General features: G+C 45.3%; 26 protein-coding genes and 1 pseudogene. 10 read left to right on the top strand and 17 right to left on the bottom strand.

Translation table 11 applies throughout. From position 1 onward, the window contains the following. The first annotated feature begins 105 nt into the window (after positions 1–105). Positions 106–294 carry a YlaF family protein gene (locus ACW5MY_RS08060; protein ID WP_003154504.1) on the top strand — a complete coding sequence of 63 codons (189 nt, stop codon included), beginning with the start codon at positions 106–108 and terminating at the stop codon, positions 292–294. Positions 295–603: 309 nt separating this feature from the next. Beyond that, entirely contained in the window at positions 604–1,221 is a 618-nt protein-coding gene (locus tag ACW5MY_RS08055) for a hypothetical protein (RefSeq protein ID WP_013352133.1), read from the top strand. A 37-nt stretch (positions 1,222–1,258) separates the two neighbouring features. Here ACW5MY_RS08055 and ACW5MY_RS08050 read toward each other — a convergent pair whose 3' ends face one another. After that, complete coding sequence (locus tag ACW5MY_RS08050; protein WP_041481641.1) at positions 1,259–1,552, bottom strand: anti-sigma factor family protein; 294 nt, start codon at positions 1,550–1,552, stop codon at positions 1,259–1,261. Continuing rightward, positions 1,552–1,740, bottom strand: a pseudogene (locus tag ACW5MY_RS08045) (hypothetical protein); the annotation flags it as partial. The pseudogene ACW5MY_RS08045 and the gene ACW5MY_RS08050, both read right to left, overlap by 1 nt. 322 nt (positions 1,741–2,062) lie before the next feature. On the opposite strand from ACW5MY_RS08045, the gene ACW5MY_RS08040 reads away from it, so the two are divergent. Then, complete coding sequence (locus ACW5MY_RS08040; RefSeq protein ID WP_014470445.1) at positions 2,063–3,628, top strand: M4 family metallopeptidase; 1,566 nt, start codon at positions 2,063–2,065, stop codon at positions 3,626–3,628. A gap of 50 nt (positions 3,629–3,678) precedes the next feature. On the opposite strand, the gene ACW5MY_RS08035 is transcribed toward ACW5MY_RS08040, so the two are convergent. The 3 genes from ACW5MY_RS08035 to ACW5MY_RS08025 form a co-directional block, all read right to left on the bottom strand. Next, positions 3,679–4,131 carry a GNAT family N-acetyltransferase gene (locus tag ACW5MY_RS08035; protein WP_013352129.1) on the bottom strand — a complete coding sequence of 151 codons (453 nt, stop codon included), beginning with the start codon at positions 4,129–4,131 and terminating at the stop codon, positions 3,679–3,681. Then, complete coding sequence (gene suhB, locus ACW5MY_RS08030; protein ID WP_013352128.1) at positions 4,118–4,915, bottom strand: inositol-1-monophosphatase; 798 nt, start codon at positions 4,913–4,915, stop codon at positions 4,118–4,120. Before suhB ends, ACW5MY_RS08035 begins: the two co-directional genes overlap by 14 nt. Before the next feature lie 133 nt (positions 4,916–5,048). Beyond that, the gene (locus ACW5MY_RS08025) at positions 5,049–5,237 is read right to left on the bottom strand and encodes a hypothetical protein (RefSeq protein WP_003154513.1); all 189 of its coding nucleotides are present in this window, start codon (positions 5,235–5,237) and stop codon (positions 5,049–5,051) included. Between the two features lie 243 nt (positions 5,238–5,480). On the opposite strand from ACW5MY_RS08025, the gene ACW5MY_RS08020 reads away from it, so the two are divergent. Continuing rightward, positions 5,481–6,113, top strand: coding sequence for a DUF1054 domain-containing protein (locus tag ACW5MY_RS08020; protein ID WP_013352127.1), 633 nt, complete (start codon positions 5,481–5,483; stop codon positions 6,111–6,113). Positions 6,114–6,147: 34 nt separating this feature from the next. On the opposite strand, the gene ACW5MY_RS08015 is transcribed toward ACW5MY_RS08020, so the two are convergent. Next, positions 6,148–6,414 (bottom strand): UPF0223 family protein, encoded by a 267-nt coding sequence (locus tag ACW5MY_RS08015; protein WP_013352126.1) that lies wholly within the window; start codon positions 6,412–6,414, stop codon positions 6,148–6,150. 178 nt (positions 6,415–6,592) lie between these two features. On the opposite strand from ACW5MY_RS08015, the gene ACW5MY_RS08010 reads away from it, so the two are divergent. After that, on the top strand, positions 6,593–8,065 hold the full coding sequence (locus ACW5MY_RS08010; RefSeq protein WP_013352125.1) for an aminotransferase class I/II-fold pyridoxal phosphate-dependent enzyme: 1,473 nt from the start codon (positions 6,593–6,595) through the stop codon (positions 8,063–8,065). 48 nt (positions 8,066–8,113) lie between these two features. On the opposite strand, the gene ACW5MY_RS08005 is transcribed toward ACW5MY_RS08010, so the two are convergent. Continuing rightward, entirely contained in the window at positions 8,114–8,233 is a 120-nt protein-coding gene (locus tag ACW5MY_RS08005; protein WP_003154518.1) for a GapA-binding peptide SR1P, read from the bottom strand. Between the two features lie 113 nt (positions 8,234–8,346). Then, entirely contained in the window at positions 8,347–9,150 is an 804-nt protein-coding gene (locus tag ACW5MY_RS08000) for a polysaccharide deacetylase family protein (RefSeq protein WP_013352124.1), read from the bottom strand. A gap of 247 nt (positions 9,151–9,397) precedes the next feature. On the opposite strand from ACW5MY_RS08000, the gene ACW5MY_RS07995 reads away from it, so the two are divergent. Next, entirely contained in the window at positions 9,398–9,772 is a 375-nt protein-coding gene (locus ACW5MY_RS07995) for a hypothetical protein (RefSeq protein ID WP_014470449.1), read from the top strand. Positions 9,773–9,821: 49 nt separating this feature from the next. On the opposite strand, the gene lpdA is transcribed toward ACW5MY_RS07995, so the two are convergent. From lpdA to ACW5MY_RS07970, 5 genes are all read right to left on the bottom strand, one after another. Then, complete coding sequence (gene lpdA / locus ACW5MY_RS07990; protein WP_014470450.1) at positions 9,822–11,234, bottom strand: dihydrolipoyl dehydrogenase; 1,413 nt, start codon at positions 11,232–11,234, stop codon at positions 9,822–9,824. A gap of 4 nt (positions 11,235–11,238) precedes the next feature. After that, positions 11,239–12,567 (bottom strand): pyruvate dehydrogenase complex dihydrolipoyllysine-residue acetyltransferase, encoded by a 1,329-nt coding sequence (gene pdhC / locus ACW5MY_RS07985; protein WP_013352121.1) that lies wholly within the window; start codon positions 12,565–12,567, stop codon positions 11,239–11,241. A 122-nt stretch (positions 12,568–12,689) separates the two neighbouring features. Beyond that, positions 12,690–13,667, bottom strand: a complete 978-nt coding sequence (pdhB, locus tag ACW5MY_RS07980) for a pyruvate dehydrogenase complex E1 component subunit beta (protein ID WP_013352120.1) — start codon at positions 13,665–13,667, stop codon at positions 12,690–12,692. 3 nt (positions 13,668–13,670) lie between these two features. Continuing rightward, positions 13,671–14,786 carry a pyruvate dehydrogenase (acetyl-transferring) E1 component subunit alpha gene (pdhA, locus tag ACW5MY_RS07975; RefSeq protein ID WP_013352119.1) on the bottom strand — a complete coding sequence of 372 codons (1,116 nt, stop codon included), beginning with the start codon at positions 14,784–14,786 and terminating at the stop codon, positions 13,671–13,673. Between the two features lie 422 nt (positions 14,787–15,208). Then, positions 15,209–15,877, bottom strand: coding sequence for a YkyA family protein (locus ACW5MY_RS07970; protein WP_014470451.1), 669 nt, complete (start codon positions 15,875–15,877; stop codon positions 15,209–15,211). A 249-nt stretch (positions 15,878–16,126) separates the two neighbouring features. Here ACW5MY_RS07970 and ACW5MY_RS07965 point away from each other — a divergent pair, with 249 nt between their 5' ends. After that, the gene (locus ACW5MY_RS07965) at positions 16,127–16,312 is read left to right on the top strand and encodes a YjcZ family sporulation protein (protein ID WP_013352117.1); all 186 of its coding nucleotides are present in this window, start codon (positions 16,127–16,129) and stop codon (positions 16,310–16,312) included. A gap of 112 nt (positions 16,313–16,424) precedes the next feature. Then, positions 16,425–16,979: a peptide deformylase gene (gene def / locus ACW5MY_RS07960; RefSeq protein ID WP_013352116.1), complete on the top strand. Its 555-nt coding sequence runs from the start codon at positions 16,425–16,427 to the stop codon at positions 16,977–16,979. Positions 16,980–17,012: 33 nt separating this feature from the next. Here the strand turns inward: def and ACW5MY_RS07955 are convergent, their stop codons facing one another. After that, positions 17,013–17,786, bottom strand: a complete 774-nt coding sequence (locus tag ACW5MY_RS07955; protein WP_013352115.1) for a Cof-type HAD-IIB family hydrolase — start codon at positions 17,784–17,786, stop codon at positions 17,013–17,015. Between the two features lie 352 nt (positions 17,787–18,138). Here ACW5MY_RS07955 and rnpZA point away from each other — a divergent pair, with 352 nt between their 5' ends. After that, positions 18,139–18,348: an RNA polymerase subunit omega 1 gene (gene rnpZA, locus ACW5MY_RS07950; protein ID WP_013352114.1), complete on the top strand. Its 210-nt coding sequence runs from the start codon at positions 18,139–18,141 to the stop codon at positions 18,346–18,348. 5 nt (positions 18,349–18,353) lie between these two features. After that, positions 18,354–20,021 (top strand): ribonuclease J1, encoded by a 1,668-nt coding sequence (rnjA, locus tag ACW5MY_RS07945; RefSeq protein WP_013352113.1) that lies wholly within the window; start codon positions 18,354–18,356, stop codon positions 20,019–20,021. Between the two features lie 36 nt (positions 20,022–20,057). Here rnjA and ade read toward each other — a convergent pair whose 3' ends face one another. The 3 genes from ade to ACW5MY_RS07930 form a co-directional block, all read right to left on the bottom strand. Next, the gene (ade, locus tag ACW5MY_RS07940) at positions 20,058–21,791 is read right to left on the bottom strand and encodes an adenine deaminase (protein WP_013352112.1); all 1,734 of its coding nucleotides are present in this window, start codon (positions 21,789–21,791) and stop codon (positions 20,058–20,060) included. 149 nt (positions 21,792–21,940) lie between these two features. Next, complete coding sequence (ktrC, locus tag ACW5MY_RS07935; RefSeq protein ID WP_003154554.1) at positions 21,941–22,606, bottom strand: Ktr system potassium transporter KtrC; 666 nt, start codon at positions 22,604–22,606, stop codon at positions 21,941–21,943. Between the two features lie 40 nt (positions 22,607–22,646). Beyond that, positions 22,647–23,474: a gamma-glutamylcyclotransferase gene (locus ACW5MY_RS07930; protein ID WP_013352111.1), complete on the bottom strand. Its 828-nt coding sequence runs from the start codon at positions 23,472–23,474 to the stop codon at positions 22,647–22,649.

Here is a 23,474-nt window from a genome sequence, read left to right as displayed (position 1 = left end):
ATCTCCTAAAAAAATTAGATAACTTTCATATTATACCACACATCCTCTTTAAAAGCGTCACGTTTTTCTGTAAACTGAAAGTATGACGTTAAAGGGGATGGAAATATGAAAAAATTGAATTGGCTCTTATTATTATTTGCATTCGCAGCAGTCTTCAGCATGATGCTGATCGGCGTATCAATCGCTGAAAAAAGCGCATGGGGCATCATCGGAAGCATTGTTCTCGTTATCGCCATGATGGGAAGCGGTTTCACCGTAAAGAAAAAAATGCGCGAACAGGGACTGCTTGATTAAAAGCATGACCCTTTGCAAAATTCCGTAAACATGAAAAAGCACAATGCCTTATGAAGCCTGAATCTTAATTCAGGCTTTTTTGCTTTCTCAAAACAGACTGAGAAGTAAGGCTTACCTCCCCCGCCGCCTAGTCAGGAAGCCGGAAATGGCGGCATGCCTTCTAGTTACAACAGCAGAGTTCCTCAGAAAGTGCGGTCTGAAATAGTCCGGCATCGTTATGCAGAAAATACCATAACTCCTATTTCAATTCCAACATTGTATTTTTATACTTGGATTGTAAGCAAATACACATGACAAGGAGAGAACGAAATGAACACATCTTTTTTGAAAAAAACCGCTGTAACTGCCGCCGCAACCGCTTCAGCCGCCTTGCTTGCATTCAGCCCGCTTGACTCTGCCGGCGCAAAAACGATTCAGTCAAATGAACCGCATGTGCTGCAGGCTTCCGCTGAGAAAACACCGGAAGACGCGGCAAAGCTGCTTGACATCATCAACCAATCGATTTACGAAAAAGACGGAGTCTATTATTTTGACGGTGAAAAAGCGGTTGAATTGGGATTAAGTCAAGAAGAAGCACAGATCATTCAAAAGCTGTGGGACAGCTCAGCCGAATTTTTAACCGTACTTTCCCAATGTATTGAGAAAACAGATGGCGAATATACATTTAATAAAGAAAAAGCAATAGAACTTGGTTTTACGGAAAAAGAGGCCATTATCGTTGATCAGCTGTTCAATACTCTCTCCCAGAGTCTTCATATCCTTCAATCTGCGCTGGTTGAAGATGACGGCGTGTATACTTTTGATCAGGGACTTGCAGAAAAAGCGGGTGCAGGCAAAAAAGAAGCAGAGCTGTTTGCCGGATTCATTAATTCACTGCCCCAAGAATTGCTTGAAGGCATTTATACAGCCTTTCACCCGGCTGAGTAAATGGAAAAAAACGCCCGGTCATTCAGCCGGGCGTTTTTTAAATCAGCAATTTAAGGGCCAGCATGATGAGAAGTACAGCACCGAACAAGCAGGCGGCTTTTGTCAGCAGCCTCCCGTAATACCGTTCCCGGAAGCGTCTTTCTTCCTCTTCATAACAGGCGGACGCCTTCATCTCCGCACTGCCTAAGTCAAGCGGTTCCTTCATCATATGATATAAACTTCCGCACTCACTGCATGCTTCAAGATGGCGGGAAATATACCGCTCTGTTTCTGTTTCACAATCGCCTTCAATATATAAAGGGAGTAAATCTCTCACTAAACAGCAAGTCATATTAATACAGCCCGAAGCAGAATCCCGGCATAAAACCAAACTCTCTCACGGCTGATTTTCGGATGGAAATTTAGCGCGTATAAAACAGCAAGGCAGACGGATGACCACTGAATGACCAACACACTCTGTCTGCTTAAAATGAAATATCTGTCGAAATGCTGAATAAAATGACTGAAAATCTCTGACATCTGTAACAATCCTTTACGTTTATTAAGGCCTCACCCGTTTAGACAACCGGCATTCAAAAAAGTTTTAAAGATCTTAACATTTTTCCCCTATCATTTTTCCCGTCTTCATTTGTCATTTTTTCCAGAAAAAATCGCGTCATTCGACTCATGTCTAATCCAACACGTGTCTCTCGGCTTATCCCCTGACACCGCCCGCCGACAGCCCGCATGGGACGATTCTATCAATTCAGCCGCGGAGTCTAGTTTTATATTGCAGAATGCGAGATTGCTGGTTTATTATAACAATATAAGTTTTCATTATTTTCAAAAAGGGGGATTTATTGTGGGTTTAGGTAAGAAATTGTCTGTTGCTGTCGCCGCTTCCTTTATGAGTTTAACCATCAGTCTGCCGGGTGTTCAGGCCGCTGAGAATCCTCAGCTTAAAGAAAACCTGACGAATTTTGTACCGAAGCATTCTTTGGTGCAATCAGAATTGCCTTCTGTCAGTGACAAAGCTATCAAGCAATACTTGAAACAAAACGGCAAAGTCTTTAAAGGCAATCCTTCTGAAAGATTGAAGCTGATTGACCAAACGACCGATGATCTCGGCTACAAGCACTTCCGTTATGTGCCTGTCGTAAACGGTGTGCCTGTGAAAGACTCTCAAGTCATTATTCACGTCGATAAATCCAACAACGTCTATGCGATTAACGGTGAATTAAACAACGATGTTTCCGCCAAAACGGCAAACAGCAAAAAATTATCTGCAAATCAGGCGCTGGATCATGCTTATAAAGCGATCGGCAAATCACCTGAAGCCGTTTCTAACGGAACCGTTGCAAACAAAAACAAAGCCGAGCTGAAAGCAGCAGCCACAAAAGACGGCAAATACCGCCTCGCCTATGATGTAACCATCCGCTACATCGAACCGGAACCTGCAAACTGGGAAGTAACCGTTGATGCGGAAACAGGAAAAATCCTGAAAAAGCAAAACAAAGTGGAGCATGCCGCCACAACCGGAACAGGTACGACTCTTAAAGGAAAAACGGTCTCATTAAATATTTCTTCTGAAAGCGGCAAATATGTGCTGCGCGATCTTTCTAAACCTACCGGAACACAAATTATTACGTACGATCTGCAAAACCGCGAGTATAACCTGCCGGGCACACTCGTATCCAGCACCACAAACCAGTTTACAACTTCTTCTCAGCGCGCTGCCGTTGATGCGCATTACAACCTCGGCAAAGTGTATGATTATTTCTATCAGAAGTTTAATCGCAACAGCTACGACAATAAAGGCGGCAAGATCGTATCCTCCGTTCATTACGGCAGCAGATACAATAACGCAGCCTGGATCGGCGACCAAATGATTTACGGTGACGGCGACGGTTCATTCTTCTCACCTCTTTCCGGTTCAATGGACGTAACCGCTCATGAAATGACACATGGCGTTACACAGGAAACAGCCAACCTGAACTACGAAAATCAGCCGGGCGCTTTAAACGAATCCTTCTCTGATGTATTCGGGTACTTCAACGATACTGAGGACTGGGATATCGGTGAAGATATTACGGTCAGCCAGCCGGCTCTCCGCAGCTTATCCAATCCGACAAAATACGGACAGCCTGATAATTTCAAAAATTACAAAAACCTTCCGAACACTGATGCCGGCGACTACGGCGGCGTGCATACAAACAGCGGAATCCCGAACAAAGCCGCTTACAATACGATTACAAAAATCGGCGTGAACAAAGCGGAGCAGATTTACTATCGTGCTCTGACGGTATACCTCACTCCGTCATCAACTTTTAAAGATGCAAAAGCCGCTTTGATTCAATCTGCGCGGGACCTTTACGGCTCTCAAGATGCTGCAAGCGTAGAAGCTGCCTGGAATGCAGTCGGATTGTAAACAAGAAAAGAGACCGGAAATCCGGTCTCTTTTTTATATCTAAAAACATTTCACAGTGGCTTCACCATGATCATATATGTCTTTTCCCGATCGTCTTTTTCAAGCTTCAGCTGTTCAAAGCCGCACTGGCTTAAAAACAACACCCATTCCTGCCTGGCAAGGGGAACGGCTGTAAACATCGCTTTATGCTCCGCTCTCAGCCGGCCGGCAATCTCTTCAATGACCGCGCGCCCGATTCCTTTCTCTTTTGCCTCCGGAGCGACGGCCACAGTTCCGAGCCACGGTTTTCCGTTTGAAGGGGCCCATTCCAAATGAAAGCTGACGGCGGCAGGAGTGCCGTCAAGCTCCCATACAAGCCACGTTCCATTGTACATGGAGTACGCAAGCATAAACTCCGCCGCATTTTTCGTTCCGAATTCTTCGGCTTTCCACACCGGGTGTGCTGCCGCCAGCTGCTCCATAAATCCAAGATCCTCTTCTTCAAACTCCCTATCTGTCAGCATGTAAATAGTCGCCAAAAATGATTTTATGTATCGCCGGATTGCCCGCAAGCACGCTGTGGTTTTCTAAAAACGTAAACGGCTCACCGTCTGTGGTCGTGTAAATACCTCCGACTTCGTTCAGGAGCACACAGCCGGCAGCATAATCCCACGGCGCAAGCCTCATCGTGATGTATGCGTCAATGCGTCCGGTCGCAACACTGGCCAGCTCAAGTGCCGCCGAGCCGTAGGAGCGCGTTCCTCTCACCCGTTTCACGAGCGGCGCCAAAATACTCGGATCAATTCTTCGGTTTTCCGTTACCCATGTGGCATTGATTGCAATAATCGCTTCTTCAATGGAAGCCTCTTTTAAAGGAGCAAGCGGCGTGTCATTCAGATAAGCCCCTTTTCCGCTGAATGCGTGATACAGTTCGTCCTGCATTACATCATAAATTAAGCCGATTTTGCCTTTTCCGTCTTCAAAAATGCCGATGGAGATCGCGAAATGCCGCTTTTGATGGACAAAATTCATTGTTCCGTCAATCGGATCAATGATCCAGACGATTCCGTCAAGAGAGCGGAGTTTATCCCCCTGTCCTTCTTCTCCGAGGATGCGGTGTCCGGGAAAAGTTCCCTGTATACGGTCAATGAAAAAGCGTTCCGTCTCTTTATCAATATTTGTGACTAAATCATTCGGATTTGATTTTGTTTCAATCGTCAAGCTTTCCTGCATGGATTGTCTGATTCTCGCTCCGGCTTCTTTTACCCACTGTTTTGCGATTTCATCAATTTCCGTCCAATTTGTCATACCGTGTACCTCTTTTCTATGTATAGCTTACTCTATAGCATACTGATAAAGACGATTAAAAAGCAAGGAAAATGAAAAAAATGCCTTCTCACGTAAAAACGAACCATTTCTTGCGGTTCGTTTTTACTATTCTTTATCCGTTAAGACGAATCCATTCTTTTCTGAGACGTTCCAGTTTTCTTTTGCTGAGATCGATTTGATCTTCATTCTCTTTTTGCATGGCCTCATACAGGGTTGCCAATTCATAATCAACCTCTAGTCTCCAGACAGCTACACGGTTATTTTTTTCCTCTCTGAATCCTTCCTTCACCACTTGCCTCATTGTCTTTCGCCCCTTCCAGAGATCATTTGTTAAAAAAGCATCCCATTTTCCAATTTTCCAAATCATTTATGATACTTCTTATATCGTATGGAAACTTATATTCGGCTGTAACAACATTCTTAAAATTGTGTGTTTACCTATTCGTTTTTTACCACCGATCCTCTCTGCTGAAACGTTCTCAATGTTTTTGCGGCCGGCGGCGGCTGTGGTAAAATATGAATACTTACGATAAGGAGGAAAAAGATGACTCAGATGCGTTTTACAAAAGAAGACTTTGACACATTTACAATAGAAGGTTTAGATCCGCGCATGGAGGTATTAAAAGAACAAGTCCGGCCGAAGCTGACCCTGTTAGGAGAGCATTTCGCACCGACATTGTCGGCATTGACCGGAGATGAAATGTTCCCGCATGTCGCCAAGCACGCAAGAAGATCTGTCAACCCGCCTGCTGACAGCTGGGTTGCCTTTGCCAACAGCAAACGCGGCTATAAGAAGCTCCCCCACTTTCAGATCGGATTATGGGACACCCATATGTTTGTATGGTTTGCCATCATTTATGAATCTCCGATAAAAGAGGAATACGGCAGATTGCTGGAGGCGAAGCAGGAGGAAATCACAAAACAGATTCCCGGTCATTTTGTATGGTCGCCGGATCATACGAAGCCCGGGGCGTACAAGCAGTCCGACATGGATCAGGAACAGCTGAAAACATTGTTTGAACGCCTGCAGACAGTAAAAAAAGCAGAGCTTTTGTGCGGTATCCAGCTTCCAAAAGAAGACGTGATAAACATGAACAACAATGAATTCCTGCAAACCATTGAAGATGCTTTTAGGAAGCTTTCCTTTTTATACACACTGACTCAGAAAGTCTCATAACATAAAAAGCGGGCCGATTGACGGCTCGCTTTGTTTACATTTTAATAACCGCTTGATCTGATTGTTTCGCCTGTTTCACAGTCCGGTAAGGAGAATAGGTGCTGTCAGCTTCAAATCGACTGCAGATTTTCTTTTCTTCCGCTTTTCCGGGAACGATTTCTTTAAAGCGGCGGTACGCATTCAGAAGCCTGTCTCGGTCAGCTCCTTTTTCGTAGGCGTTTTCCACCTGCTGAAAAAAAGCAATGACATCCACGGCTTCCTCTGTCGTCCAATCCTCATTCATCGGATATTGATATTCCAAATGTCTTCACTCCTTTATATTCCTGCTCAAAATAAGCATCTTCCATAGATCATAAATTGTTCTTTACATTCTTTCAAGTTCATAATATAATTCATTTGTTTTACGTTTAAAAAACGGGTAATAAATTGAATGTAATACAAACTAATCCGTAGGTATTATGATAAAGGTGGGAAAACAATTGCCGCAACATGAAACACCCCTGTACAGCGGACTGAAAAAGCACGCGGACAGACAGCCTGTCCAGTTCCACATTCCGGGCCATAAAAAAGGCGCGGGAATGGATCCGGAATTCAGACAATTTATCGGAGAAAACGCGTTAAGCATAGATTTAATTAATATTGAACCTCTGGATGATTTACATGCGCCAAAGGGCATCATTAAAGAAGCGCAGGACCTGGCCGCTGAAGCATTCGGCGCAGACCATACCTTCTTTTCCGTTCAAGGGACGAGCGGCGCCATAATGACGATGGTAATGGCCGTATGCGGACCCGGAGATAAAATCATCATTCCGAGAAACGTCCATAAATCCATTATGACGGCCATTGTATTTTCCGGAGCGGTGCCGATTTTTATACATCCGGAAATTGACGATGAACTCGGAATTTCTCACGGCATCACGCTTGAATCTGCCGAGCGGGCTTTGACTGAGCACCCTGACGCAAAAGGGCTTCTTGTCATAAACCCGACGTATTTCGGTGTGGCAGCTGACCTGAGCAGCATTGTCAAGCTCGCGCATTCTTTCAATGTGCCTGTTCTTGTCGATGAAGCGCACGGCGTGCATATTCATTTTCATGATAAGCTTCCTCTGTCCGCCATGCAGGCGGGCGCAGATATGGCAGCCACTAGCGTGCACAAATTGGGAGGCTCTCTGACCCAGAGCTCCATTTTAAATGTGAGAGAAGGCCTTGTATCCAAAGAAAGAGTGCAGTCGATTCTAAGCATGCTGACGACAACGTCAACATCCTATCTGCTTCTCGCTTCACTTGATGTCGCAAGAAAACGGCTCGCTACAGAAGGCCGCGGCCTTCTTGAAGATACGATCCTGCTGGCGAATCAGACACGGGAACGTCTCAATCAAATTGAAGGCATCCGCTGTGTCGGCGAAGAGATCACAGGGTCTAAAGCTGCCTTCAGTTATGATCCGACTAAATTAATCATTTCGGTCAAAAACCTCGGCCTGACCGGTCATGACGTTGAAAAATGGCTTCGCGAATCATATAATATCGAAGTCGAGCTGTCCGATCTGTATAACATCTTATGTATTTTCACACCCGGAGACAGAGCCGGGGATGCCGACCGTCTTGTAAGCGCGCTTACAGACATTTCAAAGCAGGCTTCTGCCAATGAGTACGCTCACCGGCAGACGGAAGTTTTGCTTCCTGAAATTCCTCTGTTAGCGATGACGCCAAGAGACGCATTTTACGCAAATACGGAAGTCATCCCGTTAAAAGAATCCGCGGGACGGATCATTGCAGAGTTTGTTATGGTGTACCCGCCGGGAATTCCGATCTTTATTCCGGGCGAAATCATTACGGAAGAAAATATCAGCTACATTTTCAAAAATCTGGACGCCGGCCTTCCCGTGCAGGGTCCGGAAGACGCAACGCTTAACATGATCAGAGTCATCAAAGAGCAAAAAGCCATCCAATAAACATAAAGAAGCCCGAAACCAAATCGTTTCGGGCCTTTTTACGCCGTTTTACTCTTCTTCAAGATGACACTGGCATTGTCCGCAGCATGTTCCGTATAACGTCGTTACCTTCTCATCCTCGAAGTAATGAATCGCTTCGTTACAGTCTTGGCAAACAATCGTACCCATCTCTCATTCCCCATTTCTCAGAATTTGAAAACGCTTAATTTTCACTTGTTGTTATTATATTATTATGTCACATTTAATATGTCAACTGATAAATTGTATAACACATTTATTTTTTACGGTCTTTTTATTTCCCGAGGATCAATCACGGTATATCCTTTATTACGCAATCCTTTTACAATGTCCGGTATGGCTTCAGCCGTCCATTTTCGGTCATGCATTAATATGTTGGCGCCGTCCTTCAGATAAGGGCTGCTCAGCGTTATATCGGTAAGCGCTTTTTTGGATTGATATTTCTGCTCCCAATCATAGCCGAAGGTCCAGTTCATTTTCATCATACCTTCTTTTTGTATGAGTTTGTCACTGTAGTCCGTATTGCTTCCGAAAGGCGCCCTGAAAAATGCCGGTTTTTCCCCGATTACCTTCTCAACCGCTTTATTAACACCGATGATTTCTTCCCGTTGTTTTTGTTCGGAAAGGTCTTTCAAATCTTGATGAGTCATTGTATGATTTCCGACCATAAACCCTAACTCATGAATATGCTTAAGCGCTTTCTTGTTTTCATCTTTTTTCAAAAATTGACCGTTTACAAAAAAGATCGCTGACGCATGGAGATCATGCAGTTTGTCCGCAATCTCAGCGGCATGCTGATCAGGTGCATCATCTATCGTTAACAATGCGATCGGTTTTTTGTCTTTTTGGTCATCCAGTTTTTCCACGGCAAAGGATTTCGGGTTGATATAGTAACGGGGCTCTGCCTTCTGTTTTTTCTGCTTTTCCTCTTTTGTATGATCGTTTTCCTGTTTGGCATGATCGACCGCGGCTTGAGAATGGGGCCGATTGTTTGTTTGCGTCTTTTCATTTGATTGGCAGCCGACGAGGAAGCACATACACATGACTGCTGCAGCGGCTTTATACATTGGCAATCCCTCCTGATGGTTTTGCCCACAGTATAACGAAAAACAGCGCTCTCACGAAAAACAAATGTGCCTTTGTTACACATCGGCGGCCGAAGTTGTCACACGTATTATTTCTTCATTAAAAACGGTTTCAATTATATAACAATTAAGTAACAAGCCTTAGGTTTTTCACCTCTCGTGATACACTTGATATAGTCCTTATTAATGGATGATCCAATATATTATATAAAACAGAGGAGAAAGATAGATGCGCTACCGTACGGTGATTCCCTTTTTTTTGATGCTGTTCGTTCTGTCAAGCTGTTCGGTTTCTACTGTCAGTCCATTCAAAAATAACCGGATCGACAGCATACATCACACTCAAATCTTGTTTTTTTCCGATGAAAATCATATAGATAAAGAAGTCCCTTACTACGACGCGATTCTTGATTTAGAAAAGAAATATCCCCATCATGTCGATCAAATGAAGGTTTATGACAACAGAAAGGGCTGGGAAGAAGAAATCAACACGTTCCCGGCTTTAATGGTGATCAATCACCGGCATGTTGTCATGAAGATTGAAGGCGCCGTAAAGAAAAAAGAGGATATCATCAAGCCCATGCAGCATGTGCTTGCAAAATAAAAACAGCCCCCCGCTTTAAAGCGGAGGCTGTTTCTTTGCTTATTAATGATTATTTTACGATGTGGATCGGGCTTCCGATTGCTACTTCGGCAGCTTCCATTGTGATTTCGCCCAATGTCGGGTGAGCGTGAATTGTCATTGCGATATCTTCAGCAGTCATTCCGCCTTCGATCGCCAGGCTCAATTCAGAAATCATGTCAGAAGCGCTTGCGCCGGCAATTTGCGCACCGATCACAAGACCATCTTCTTTACGAGTGATCAGCTTCATGAAGCCGTCAGTTTCGTTAAGAGACAGCGCGCGTCCGTTTGCTGCAAACGGGAATTTGGCAGCAACGACTTCAATGCCTTCTTCTTTCGCCTGTGCTTCAGTGTAACCGACAGAAGCCAGTTCAGGCTCAGAGAATACAACCGCCGGAATACCGAGGTAATCGATTTCAGCAGGCTCTCCTGCAATAGCTTCCGCAGCGATTTTACCTTCGTAAGACGCTTTGTGAGCCAATGGAGGTCCGTCAATGATGTCACCGATTGCGTAAATGTTCGGTACGTTTGTGCGGCACTGCTTGTCTGTTTTAATGACACCGCGGTCAGTCATTTCGATACCGACTTGCTCAAGACCGAGCTCATCAGTGTTCGGACGGCGTCCGACAGTGATTAATACGTAATCAGCATCAACCGTTTTTTCTTCGCCTTTTACTTCGAATGTAACTGTTACGCCGTCAGGTCTTTCTTCAACGCCTTTAGCCATAGCGCTTGTATGAATTTCAACGTTGCCTTTTTTCTTCAGTCTGCGGGTAACAAGAGAACTCATTTGTTTTTCGAAGCCAGGAAGAATTTCATCTCCGCCTTCTAAAATAACCAATTCAGTTCCAAAGTTTGCATACGCTGTTCCAAGCTCAGTACCGATGTATCCGCCGCCGATAACAACGAGCTTTTTCGGAATTTCTTTAAGCGCCAGTGCGCCTGTAGAGTTCAGAACGCGTTCGCTATATTTGAAGTTTGGCAATTCGATAGGGCGAGAACCGGTAGCAATGATCGCGTTTTTAAATGTATATGTTTGCGCAGAGTTCTCATCCATTACGCGGACAGAGTTGCTGTCTACGAAATAAGCTTCGCCTTTTACAACTTCGACTTTATTTCCTTTTAAAAGACCTGCAACACCGCCAGTAAGCTTATTTACAACAGAAGCTTTCCATTCTTGGACTTTTGTAAAGTCAACTTTTACGTTCTCAGCAGTGATTCCCATGTCATCTGAATGTTTTGCATTCTCGTAACGATGGCCTGCATTGATAAGCGCTTTTGAAGGAATACAGCCGACGTTCAGACAAACGCCACCAAGAGTTCCTTTTTCAACGACTGTTACTTTTTGTCCAAGCTGAGCAGCGCGGATGGCAGCTACATAGCCGCCAGGTCCCGCACCAATCACAAGAGTATCTGTTTCAATAGGGAAATCTCCTACTACCATAACATTACGCCTCCATTAAAATAAGTTGTGGATCGTTCAGTAAACGCTTGATGTGGTTTAACGCATTTTGTGCAGTTGCTCCGTCAATCATACGGTGGTCAAAGCTGAGAGAAAGAGCTAAGACAGGAGCAGCTACAATTTCACCGTCGCGGACGATCGCTTTTTCAGCGATGCGGCCGATACCGAGAATCGCAACCTCTGGGTGGTTGATAACCGGTGTGAACCATTGGCCTCCGGCAGAACCGATATTTGTGATTGTGCAAGAAGCGCCTTTCATTTCCGCAGGTGCAAGCTTGCCTTCACGCGCTTTTGTAGCAAGGCTGTTGATTTCATCAGAGATTTCGAAAACGGCTTTACGGTCGGCATTTTTCACTACTGGCACAAGCAAGCCTTTTTCAGTATCCGCTGCAATTCCGATGTTGAAATAATGTTTTTGGATCACTTCATCTGTTTTATCATCAATAGATGTGTTTAAAACAGGGAATTTTTTCAGAGCAGATGTTAATGCTTTTACGACGTAAGGCAGGTAAGTCAGCTTGATGCCTTGATCAGCAGCAACTTGTTTGAACTGTTTGCGGTGAGCAACAAGATTTGTTACGTCAACTTCATCCATAAGAGTTACGTGCGGTGCAGTATGCTTAGAGTTCACCATTGCTTTAGCAATCGCTTTACGGATACCGCTCATTTTTTCGCGTGTTTCAGGGAATTCGCCTTCAGGAGCTTGAGCTGCTGCAGGTTTAGCTGTTTCCTGAGGTGCTGCTGTTTTTTGCGGTGCCGCTTCTTGAGCCGCTCCTCCGTTTACAAAGCTGTCGATATCTTCTTTTACAACACGTCCGTTATTTCCTGAACCTGTAACTTTGCGGATATCAACGCCTTTTTCACGGGCATATTTGCGTACGGAAGGCATAGCGATCACGCGTTTGTTCGGATCAGCTTCCGCTTGGTCCTGCTGTCCTGCGCCGGTTTCTTTTGCAGGCTCTGCTGCGCGTTCTTCTTTCGCTACGTCCTGTCCTGCTTCAGCTGAAGACTGAACTTGCGCTTCAGTTTTCGCATCGCCGGATTCGTCGCTTCCTTTAAATTGAAGATCTTCGTAACCAGGTGCGTCAAACGTAATAATCGTTTGTCCAACAGTTGCAACCGTTCCCTCTTCAACTTTTAATTCTAATACTTTTCCTTTAACAGGTGAAGGAATTTCTACCACTGCTTTATCATTTTGCACTTCAGCCAGTACATCGTCTTCTTCTACCTCGTCGTTTGGCTTAACAAACCATTTTACGATTTCGCCTTCGTGGATACCTTCCCCGATATCCGGAAGTTTAAATTCAAATGCCACAGTTTTCGACCTCCTAGTTGATTAAGCAAATTTTAGTTATGCATACGCAAGCATTGAACCTCTAAAACAGGTTTTTTAATAGAGGAAAAGAACGTGTCTTTTCCTCCTGTTATGAAGCCTGATTAAAATTCAAGAACTTTTTTCGCAGTTTCAAGAACGTCTTTATGGTTTGGAAGCCATACGCTCTCAGCTTGCGAGAAAGGAAATACTGTATCAGGCGCTGCGACACGCAGTACCGGAGCTTCCAGGCTCAGGATCGCGCGGTCGTTGATTTCAGCAACAACGTTGGCGCCGACACCTGCTTGTTTTTGAGCCTCTTGAACGACAATTGCGCGGCCTGTTTTTTCAACAGAAGCAATAATTGTGTCGATATCAAGCGGGCTTACAGTGCGAAGGTCGATAACTTCAGCAGAAACGCCTTCTTTTTCAAGCTCTTCGGCAGCTTTAAGCGACTCATGAACCATCGCTCCGTATGTGATGATAGAAAGGTCAGTACCTTCGCGTTTCACATCAGCTTTGCCAAGCTCGATTGTGTATTCTTCCTCAGGAACTTCCTGACGGAAAGAACGGTAAAGTTTCATATGCTCTAAGAAAACGACAGGGTCGTTGTCACGAATTGCAGAAATTAAAAGTCCTTTTGCGTCATACGGAGTAGACGGAATAACGACTTTAATACCCGGCTGCTGAGCTACAAGGCCTTCTAAGCTGTCAGCGTGAAGTTCAGGAGTGTGAACACCGCCGCCGAATGGAGAGCGGATTGTTACAGGTGAAGTCCAGCGTCCGCCAGAACGGTAGCGCATACGGGCCATTTGACCAGAAACTGAATCCATTACTTCATAAACAAATCCGAAGAATTGGATTTCCATTACCGGACGGAAACCGTTTAAGCCTAAACCAAGGGCAAGACCGCCGATACCAGATTCAGCAAGCGGTGTGTCAAACACACGGTCTTCACCGAATTCTTTTTGCAATCCTTCTGTCGCACGGAATACGCCGCCGTTCACACCAACGTCTTCTCCGAAAACTAAGACATTTTCGTCATTTTTCAGTTCTGTGCGTAACGCATCCGTGATTGCTTGAATCATTGTCATTTGCGCCATGGCTTACTTCGACTCCTTCTGTGTATAAGTTTCTAATTGCTCTTTTAGGTTGTAAGGCAATTCTTCGTGCATGATTTTGATTAAATCAGTCACTTTTTGTTTCGGTTCTGCATCTGCTTTTTTGATGGCCTGCTTAATTTCTTCTTTTGCAGCCTCAATTACTTTGCTTTCTTCTTCTTCAGACCACAGGCCTTTGTTTTCAAGGAAAGCGCGGAAACGTACGAGCGGATCTTTCTGCTCCCATTCGTTTTCGATTTCTTTCGTACGGTATTTTGTCGGATCGTCACCGGCCATTGTGTGCGGACCGTAACGGAACGTAAGTGTTTCGATCAGTGTCGGACCTTCGCCGTTGATTGCGCGTTCGCGTGCTTCAGCAGTTGCAGCGTACACCGCAAGAGCATCCATACCGTCAACCTGAACGCCGACAATACCTGCTGCCGCTGCTTTTTGAGCGATCGTTTGAGCCGCTGATTGTTTTTCAACAGGTGTTGAAATCGCATAGCGGTTGTTTTGCACTACGAAGATTGCAGGTGCTTTGTAAGCTCCGGCAAAGTTGATTCCTTCGTAGAAGTCCCCTTGAGAGGCGCCGCCGTCACCTGTGTAAGTGATAGCTACGGCTTTTTTGCCCCGTTTTTTAAGACCAAGCGCCACACCGGCAGTTTGGATGTATTGAGCACCGATAATGATTTGCGGAGAAAGGGCGTTCACATCATCAGGCATTTGGTTTCCGCGGAAGTGTCCGCGAGAGAATAAGAACGCTTGGTAAAGCGGCAGACCGTGCCAGATTAATTGCGGCACATCACGGTAGCCCGGAAGAACGAAATCTTCTTTTTCAAGCGCGAAATGCGTTGCGATTTGTGAAGCTTCCTGGCCGGCAGTAGGAGCGTAGAAACCGAGACGTCCCTGACGGTTTAATGAAATAGAGCGCTGATCAAGCACGCGTGTGTATACCATGCGGCGCATAAGCTCTTTTAATTGATCATCTGTTAAATCAGGCATCGCCGCTTCATTCACGACTTCTCCCTTTTCATTTAAAATTTGGAACGTTTCGAACTGCTTCTTAATGGCATCAAATTGCTTCTTACTGTCAACGATTGTTTTTTTCGTTTTTGCAGCCATACTAAAGTCACCTCTTCCTTTCTTTTAAACAGTCATTAGACGTGCATTCCTTTATACATACAAACTTAGGATACCCTAAAGTATTAGCAGCAAGTCGTATATATTTAGCCTATCCCCAGTTTGCCGAAACCTTTATGTAGGATCATCACTATCTGATCTGAACTGTATTATTGCGGAGTTGTAAATGACTGATACAACACCGCTTGACATGGATTAGTTTACACCAAATAAAGAAGACCCGTCAATCGTTTTGGATGTTGATTTTAAATAAATGTATTCGCTTTAAATTTTTCCGTCGGAACAAGCTGTCCATCAGACGCAAACTGTACTAGTATACATACACTCACTGTACTACAATAGAATTGCATATCCGTTTTTTGGCATCAAAAAAGGTGCCGGGTACCCGGCACCTTCCATCATTTTCAGTTTTCATTGACATGAAAGCCAGCCTCTTTATACAGTTCTTCTCTGGCCTGATTATACTCTTTTGTCTGCTTGTTAAACGCCCCAGCCTGCTTTAACACCTTTTTGTAGGAATCGTTTACTTTGCTGATCTGCTTGTCAAGGTCTTCTGCTGTTAAGTCTTTTTTCTTAATGATGCTGTACAATTCTTTATCATATTGAATGGCTTTCATATAGTCTTTATAGAGTGCGCCGTATAAGTCATAGCGTTTTTCCATATGTGCGGCAGCTGCTTTTGCCTTTTTCTTAATGGATTGATCTTTAATCGAGCCGGCTGTTTGGGTGACGGCTTCAAATTCTTTTTCTGAATTGTCTATACTGTCTTTTTCCGTTTTTAAATGCTGCTTGCGCTGTTCCGTGTTTTTAAGGGCCTCGTCTGAAAGTGAAACGATTTTGGCGTAATCGTTCATATTGAGCTGAATCACTTCGTTATACAGCTCATCTTCTTTTTTCTCCAATTTTTCTAACGTTTTCTGCTCCTTTTGAAACGGTTTTTCCGCTTGTACGGCTTTTTCCATCGAATCATGAAGCGTTTCAACCGGATCTTTTCCCCCGCAGCCTGCAAGCAGCATACTTGCGGCGCCGAGCGCTCCGATTCCCGCTAACACTTTTTTTTGTATCATGTTCACTTAAAATCCCCCAATCTTGACAATTTCCACTATAGAAGCCCGGACGCCGTTTGACAATAGCTGAGCTGTAATTGGTAGTCCCGGAATCTTCTGGGTAAAGACGATTATGGCGCTGTCAGAGAATACTTGCGTAAAAAATTGAGAAAACAGGGCGGATGACCATACATCTTTCCGGCTTTTACATAGTTTATAGTAGACGCCGGCCCTGCTGATAAAGGGTCAGCGTAATTAAAAGAGGAGGGTTTATTTATGTACGGATATGGATACGGATTTGGCGGCGGTTGCTGCGGAGGCGGTTTCGGAGGTGGATACGGTTACGGCGGCGGTTACGGATACGGCGGCGGAGGCGGATACGGCCGCACGTTCGCATTAATCGTAGTATTGTTTATCTTATTAATCATCGTCGGTGCAGCTTATTTAGGCTGCGGCTGCTGAACTGGCACCCCATAAACATCGGCCAGCCTCCTATGGCTGGCCAATTGTTTCATTGCGCTGCGATAAAGAAATTCGCTATAATTTACATATTAAGCTTTAGGAGTGAAGTTTCTTGATTACTATGGAAAATATTGTCCGTGACGGACATCCCGCGCTCAGAGAGATCGCTGAAGAGGTTCAGCTTCCCGCTTCTGATGAAGAAAAACAGCAACTTGCTGATATGATTGAGTTTGTGAAAAACAGTCAAAATCCTGAATTAGCCGAGAAATACGAGCTTCGTCCCGGTGTCGGTCTTGCCGCTCCGCAAACAGCCGTAAAAAAACGGATGATCGCCGTTCATGCAGAAGATGCGAAAGGCACTTTATACAGCTATGCTCTTTTTAACCCTAAGATCGTCAGCCACTCAGTAGAAAAAAGCTACTTGACGAGCGGAGAAGGCTGCCTGTCGGTAGACGAACCCATCCCTGGCTATGTGCCTCGCTACGCCCGCATCCGCGTAAAGGCGACGACGCTTGAAGGTGAACAGATTGACATTCGTCTCAAAGGTTTTCCGGCGATTGTGTTTCAGCACGAAATCGACCATCTGAACGGCGTTATGTTTTACGATCATATCGATAAAGAAAATCCGTTTAAAGAACCTGAAAACGCTATTGCCATTGACCGTTAAAAAAACCGGCACTTCTCAAAGTGCCGGTTTTCTTTATTTCAGAAGGCCCAGTTCTTTGACAGCCCAGCTGATTCCTTCTTCATCCACCGATTTTGTGACGAAATCAGCGGCAGCCTTTAATTCTGGAACTGCATTTCCCATCGCCACGCCGGTGCCGACAAAACTGATCATCTCAAGATCATTCAGTCCGTCGCCGAAGGCATAAGTGTCGCTTATGTCGTACGGAAGCCGCTCAAGCACTCTTTTAATGCCCTCCGCTTTTGAACCGCCCTTCGGAAGCACGTCCGTTGACAGTTCATGCCAGCGGACATAATCAAACTCCGGAAAAGCGGCATACGCTTTTTCTTCATGTCCGCGGCAGAATAAAAGGAGCTGATAAATTTCTTTCCCTTTATAAAATGTTTCATCAACCTCGGGATAAGGGGCTTTCAGACTGCCGATTCCTTCGGTGACGTGCGGATGCCCGGGGACGGTCGTCTTCATCGTGTCTTCCGCCATAAATACAACGGGGTGCTCCCCTTCTGACGCCTGCTTTAATAAACGCGCGACCGCATCTTCCGGAAGCGGGTTTTTATAAATGACTTCTCCTTCAAACACCACAAACTGGCCGTTGTATGAGATAAATGACTCGATCTCAAGCTCTTCCAGAATCGGTCTAACCATAAACGGAGACCTTCCGCTGGCGATAAAAACATGATGGCCGGCCTCTTTAAGCGCCGCCACGGCGCTTCTTGTACTATCAGGGATATGTTTATCATGGTCATAGATCGTGCCGTCAATATCAAAAAAGATCAGTTTTGGTTTCATATCGATTTCTCCTTTATCCCGTTTATCAGTCGTGTCTTTTTCAATATCATCATACAGAAAGTTTTTCTTCCGGCAAACCGCCTTGACGAAATTCCAATTTTACCCACGAAAACAAATTCTGTTTTTCCGCATACTACTGCTATAAGGGCTTCAAAGGAGGAATACGATGCTGCGCCGTTTACGGAAGAAACTCAGAAGACAGTGGGGCGGAATGCTCCGAAAAAAAGTCATCGCGTAAAGGGATCTTTCGGTTTTTGAAAGTCCCTTTTTTGCTCGAGACTTTCCTTATAATCCGTTTTCGAATATAATAGAATAAGCGAGTCTAACATACGGCATTTAAGGAGAGATTTGGATGATTTATAAGGTATTTTATCAAGAGAAGGCTGACGAAGTACCTGTTCGGGAAAAAACAGATTCACTTTACATTGAGGGCGTTTCAGAACGGGACGTCAGAACGAAACTGAAAGATAAGAAATTCAACATTGAATTTGTTCAGCCTGTGGACGGTGCTTTTTTAGAATATGAGAAGCAGAGCGAAAATTTTAAAGTATTGGAGTTATGAGCGGAATGAAATTTGTAAAAAATGACCAGACTGCCGTTTTCGCCCTCGGCGGATTGGGCGAGATCGGGAAAAATACGTATGGGGTGCAGTTTCAGGATGAAATTGTACTGATTGATGCGGGAATCAAGTTTCCTGAAGATGAACTTCTCGGCATTGATTACGTAATCCCTGATTACACGTATTTAGTAAAAAACGAAGATAAAATTAAAGGTCTGTTTATCACCCACGGTCACGAAGACCATATCGGCGGTATTCCGTACCTGCTCAGACAAGTAAATATTCCCGTTTACGGCGGTAAACTCGCGATCGGCTTACTTCGGAATAAACTTGAAGAGCACGGGCTGTTAAGACAGACCAAATTAAACATCATCGGTGAAGATGACATCGTTAAGTTCCGGAAGACGTCTGTATCCTTCTTCAGAACGACACACAGCATTCCGGATTCATACGGAATCGTCGTCAAAACACCGCCAGGCAATATCGTACATACCGGGGACTTTAAGTTCGACTTTACACCGGTAGGCGAACCGGCAAACCTGACAAAGATGGCCGAAATCGGGAAAGAAGGCGTCTTGTGCCTGCTTTCTGACAGTACAAACAGTGAGGTGCCCGATTTCACCATGTCAGAACGCCGCGTAGGCGAAAGCATTCACGATATTTTCCGAAAAGTGGACGGCAGAATTATATTTGCGACATTTGCTTCGAACATACACCGGCTTCAGCAGGTGATTGAAGCAGCCGTTTTAAACGGCAGAAAAGTTGCCGTATTCGGACGCAGCATGGAATCGGCTATTGAAATCGGACAAACTCTCGGGTACATCAGCTGTCCTAAAAATACGTTTATTGAGCATAACGAAATCAATCGTATGCCTGCCAATAAAGTAACGATTTTATGTACGGGAAGCCAGGGTGAACCGATGGCGGCGTTATCACGCATCGCTAACGGCACGCACCGTCAGATATCCATTAACCCCGGAGATACGGTCGTCTTTTCTTCCTCTCCGATTCCCGGAAACACAATCAGCGTAAGCCGCACCATCAACCAGTTATACCGTGCGGGCGCTGAAGTCATTCACGGTTCATTGAATGACATTCATACATCCGGACACGGCGGACAGGAAGAACAGAAATTAATGCTCCGCCTGATCAAACCGAAGTTCTTCATGCCGATTCACGGGGAGTACAGAATGCAGAAAATGCACGTCAAACTCGCGACTGATTGCGGCATACCTGAAGAAAACTGCTTCATCATGGACAATGGCGAAGTGCTCGCGCTCAAAGGAGAAGAAGCCGCTGTTGCAGGCAAAATTCCGTCCGGCTCCGTTTACATTGACGGAAGCGGAATCGGTGATATCGGCAATATCGTGCTCCGCGACCGCCGCATTCTTTCAGAAGAAGGCCTTGTTATCGTTGTTGTCAGCATCAATATGGATGACTTTAAGGTATCAGCAGGACCTGATTTAATTTCAAGAGGTTTTGTATACATGAGAGAATCCGGTGATTTAATCAACGACGCGCAGCAGCTCATTTCGAACCATCTGGAGAAAGTAATGGATCGGAAAACAACGCAGTGGTCCGAAATTAAAAACGAAATCACCGACACGCTTGCTCCGTTCCTATACGAAAAAACAAAACGCCGCCCGATGATCCTTCCGATCATTATGGAGGTCTAAAATAAAAAAACTGCACTCATCACGAGTGCAGTTTTTTTATTGAAGCGGAATATGCTGAAAGGCCTTAACATCAAACAGACCCGCTGCCGTCATTTTAATGTCCGGAATGACGGGAAGCGCTAAAAACGATAATGTGAGAAACGGGTTGAAATCACCGGTGAATCCGAGCAGAGGAAGCTTTTCATGAAGCACGCCCAAACTGTCATTCACCCATTCCGCGGACTTATCAGACAAAAGCCCGGCGATCGGAAGCGGAACAGAGTGAAGCAATTCTCCGTTTTTCACGGCTGTTAACCCTCCCCCGGTGTCACGGAGCCTGTTGATTGCTCTTGCCAAATCGGCATCGTTTGTACCGACAGCGATGATATTGTGGGAATCGTGAGAAATGGTTGTGGCAATGGCGCCTTCTTTTAACCCGAATCCTTGTACAATTCCGAGCCCTATCATTTTTTCTCCGCTGTGCCGCTCTGCGACGGCGATTTTTAATAAATCATTTTGTGTATCAGAACAAAATGCGTCAGCAGATGGCGCAGGCACTTCTTTTTTCCTCGTTTCCAAATGATTCGGTATGATTTCGATTACATTCATTTGCCTGCCCTCTTGAATCGGCATATGAAAATCAGATTCAGTGAGCGGCGCTTTCAGCCGCACTGTATCCAACAGCGCCTGATCCGGAGAATAAGAGCCGGCAGACTGTTCATAAACCGTGCGTCCGTTCTCGGCAACGGTCCGTCCGGCGACCATGGTCTTCGTGACGGCAGCCTCCCGCAAATCTGAAATAAACAGCAGATCTGCGTCAAAACCCGGCGCAACCGCCCCTTTTGTTTCAAGGTCGTAGCACTCGGCCGCATTTAAGCTGGCGAGCTGATACGCAAGGAATGGATCAAGTCCCGCCTTTATCGCCATTTTGACTTGGTGGTTCACACTTCCTTCTGAAAGCAGATCGTCTACATGTTTATCATCCGTACAAAAGAAAAAGCGCCGTGCATTTTTTTCATTCACCGCCGGCAGCACATTGAGCGTATTTTTAGCCACCGATCCTTCGCGCAGCATGACATACATTCCCCGTCTGATTCTGTCCAGCGCCTCGGCTTTTGTCGTCACTTCATGATCATTTGACACCGATGCGGTCCTGTATATATTGATGATATCTGAAGACAGTCCGGCTAAATGCCCGTCAATCCGCTTTCCGTGATGCTTGGCATCAAGCAGTTTCTCAAGCATATCCTCTTCGCCTTCCGCAACAGACACATAATCCATAACTTCCGCAAGCCCCAGCACCTCTTTTTCCTGATAAAAAGGCTTTAAATCTGCGGCTTTTAATACAGCTCCTGAGCGTTCAAAGCTTGCCGCGGGAACACAGGAAGGAAGCATGAAACGAATGTTCAGAGGCGCTTTTTTCGCCTGCTCTATCATAAATGAAATGCCTTTTGCCCCGGAAACGTTCGCAATTTCGTGAGGATCAGTAATGACAGTAGTCACTCCGTGGGGGAGGACGGCTTTTGCAAATTCAATCGGAGTAACCATAGAGGACTCGATATGAACATGTCCGTCAATAAAGCCCGGAACGATCATTTGACCTTCTGCATCAATGACTTCTTTCCCTTCATACTCGCCCAATCCGACAATCACTCCGTCCGTAATGGCGATATCTGCAGAAATCCATTCCTGGTTAAATACATCCATGATTTTTCCGTTTTTAATGACGGTATCGGCTTTTTGTCTGCCGGCTGATGCATTCAGCCGTTCAGCCAGTGTTTCTTTGTTCAAAATGAGGCCTCCTCTTTTTCTTTATATGGTACAATATGCTATCGGATCGCCTGATCATAGTCAATAAAAACTGCAGAAAATACCGCTTACACGATAAATGTCTTTCTATTCTGACATATAAAAAAGACCGTCCTTTTACGGACGGCTTTTCACTTTGTATGAAGCACTCTTTTTTCGAATCGGGAAATATCCGTAAGAGAGCCGATAACGATGAGAATATCTTCTTTTTGGATCATTTCAGTCGCCAGCGGAGATACGATCACTTCTTTTTCTCTCTTGATGGCCACGATATTAATGCCGTACTTCGCCCGGATGTCCAGATCAAGCAGTGTGTTACCCGCAAGCCTGCTGTTGGCCACGATCTCCACAATGCTGTGTTCGTCGGACAGCTCTAAATAATCAAGCACATTATTTGATACGATGTTATGGGCGATGCGCTTTGCCATGTCTCGCTCAGGGTGGACGATGTGATCAGCCCCGATTTTCGCAAGCACTTTTTCATGATAATCGTTCTGCGCTTTGACCGTGATTGTGTTAACGCCGAGTTCCTTTAAGATCAGCGTCGTTAAAATGCTCGCCTGTATATTTTCGCCGATTGCCACAATGACGTGGTCAAAGTTGCGCAGCCCTAAGTTTTTCAGCACCGATTCATCGGTTGAATCTCCGATGACTGCGTGTGATGCGATTTTGGCATATTCATTTACTTTATCTTCATCAATATCCATCGCCATGACCTCAAGGCCTTCTTCACTTAACGCTTTGCAAATACTTCCGCCAAAGCGCCCGAGGCCGATGACGGCAAACTCTTTTCTCATAACAGTGCTCCTTTAAACAATATCTCTACTAGGAATAGTATCACATTTTCGGCAATGAGTTCATATAGCGTTTGAGCTTTTCTGAAAAGGCGGGCGATAAATACAAGTCGGCTCCGCGTTCGATTTCTTCCTGGTAGTGACCCGGAGGCGCGATTTCCTCTGCCTTATCAAGCACTAGAAACGTCAGGCAGCCTCTGTATACGCGGCCGCCGGCACATACTTCTATGAACGCGGGACGGTATGTATGGTTATCAACACCTTCTCTTTTGTACAGGTAAGTTGCCGCTTCAAACGGGAGCTTGTACAGCACGCCTTCAGTCCGTCCCCCGTCTTCAACAAGATCGGCTCTCGAACCGTCAGGACGCCTTAACGTGAATCTCGTGGAATACCCTTCAACAACCGCACCTCCGACAGGCTCGGCAAAAAAGTGATCGACCCCCGCCTGTTTAAACCGGGCATTATCCATACAGGACCCGTAAGCGAAATAATAAACCGGGCTGTCATCCTCCCGTTTCATAAAACGATATTCTTTCCAGTCTCCGCTTTTGATCCGGCTGAATGAGGCACACTGTTCCGGCTTTAGGACATATGCGAAGGCGGTTTTATTCCCGACATCCGTCGTCACGGCGACTTCCTTCCGGTCAAAATCGGCATAATGCGCATCCAGCTTACGGATCATCTGATGATCTGTTTCATACAATTCCCCGTACACAAAAGCTGTTTCTGCTAAAGACGCCGCAGGCTGACCTTTATCTGTTTTATACAGGACGCCGTTTATCGCGGCCTGCTCGCACACACACGGAGCGCCTTTCAGCAGCTCATGTTTCTCTTCACGCTTCCGTAACAAACCGTATACAAAAAGAAGCAA

The organism is Bacillus sp. Bwzl_19, assembly GCF_054900515.1.
The sequence above is the reverse complement of the archived record's forward strand: the minus strand, read 5'-3'. Positions and strand labels throughout refer to the sequence as shown.

Bases quoted from the DNA above. Each gene is read 5' to 3' on its own strand.
- ACW5MY_RS08050 (WP_041481641.1), bottom strand. From the start codon at position 1,552: ATGACTTGCTGTTTAGTGAGAGATTTACTCCCTTTATATATTGAAGGC.
- suhB (WP_013352128.1), bottom strand. From the start codon at position 4,915: ATGACAAATTGGACGGAAATTGATGAAATCGCAAAACAGTGGGTAAAA.
- ACW5MY_RS08055 (WP_013352133.1), top strand. From the start codon at position 604: ATGAACACATCTTTTTTGAAAAAAACCGCTGTAACTGCCGCCGCAACC.
- ACW5MY_RS08020 (WP_013352127.1), top strand. From the start codon at position 5,481: ATGACTCAGATGCGTTTTACAAAAGAAGACTTTGACACATTTACAATA.
- ACW5MY_RS08005 (WP_003154518.1), bottom strand. From the start codon at position 8,233: ATGGGTACGATTGTTTGCCAAGACTGTAACGAAGCGATTCATTACTTC.
- ACW5MY_RS07955 (WP_013352115.1), bottom strand. From the start codon at position 17,786: ATGAAACCAAAACTGATCTTTTTTGATATTGACGGCACGATCTATGAC.
- ACW5MY_RS08025 (WP_003154513.1), bottom strand. From the start codon at position 5,237: ATGAGGCAAGTGGTGAAGGAAGGATTCAGAGAGGAAAAAAATAACCGT.
- ACW5MY_RS08060 (WP_003154504.1), top strand. From the start codon at position 106: ATGAAAAAATTGAATTGGCTCTTATTATTATTTGCATTCGCAGCAGTC.
- pdhA (WP_013352119.1), bottom strand. From the start codon at position 14,786: ATGGCTGCAAAAACGAAAAAAACAATCGTTGACAGTAAGAAGCAATTT.
- ACW5MY_RS07965 (WP_013352117.1), top strand. From the start codon at position 16,127: ATGTACGGATATGGATACGGATTTGGCGGCGGTTGCTGCGGAGGCGGT.
- ACW5MY_RS07995 (WP_014470449.1), top strand. From the start codon at position 9,398: ATGCGCTACCGTACGGTGATTCCCTTTTTTTTGATGCTGTTCGTTCTG.
- pdhB (WP_013352120.1), bottom strand. From the start codon at position 13,667: ATGGCGCAAATGACAATGATTCAAGCAATCACGGATGCGTTACGCACA.
- ACW5MY_RS08000 (WP_013352124.1), bottom strand. From the start codon at position 9,150: ATGTATAAAGCCGCTGCAGCAGTCATGTGTATGTGCTTCCTCGTCGGC.
- lpdA (WP_014470450.1), bottom strand. From the start codon at position 11,234: ATGGTAGTAGGAGATTTCCCTATTGAAACAGATACTCTTGTGATTGGT.
- rnpZA (WP_013352114.1), top strand. From the start codon at position 18,139: ATGATTTATAAGGTATTTTATCAAGAGAAGGCTGACGAAGTACCTGTT.
- rnjA (WP_013352113.1), top strand. From the start codon at position 18,354: ATGAAATTTGTAAAAAATGACCAGACTGCCGTTTTCGCCCTCGGCGGA.
- ACW5MY_RS08035 (WP_013352129.1), bottom strand. From the start codon at position 4,131: ATGCTGACAGATAGGGAGTTTGAAGAAGAGGATCTTGGATTTATGGAG.
- ktrC (WP_003154554.1), bottom strand. From the start codon at position 22,606: ATGAGAAAAGAGTTTGCCGTCATCGGCCTCGGGCGCTTTGGCGGAAGT.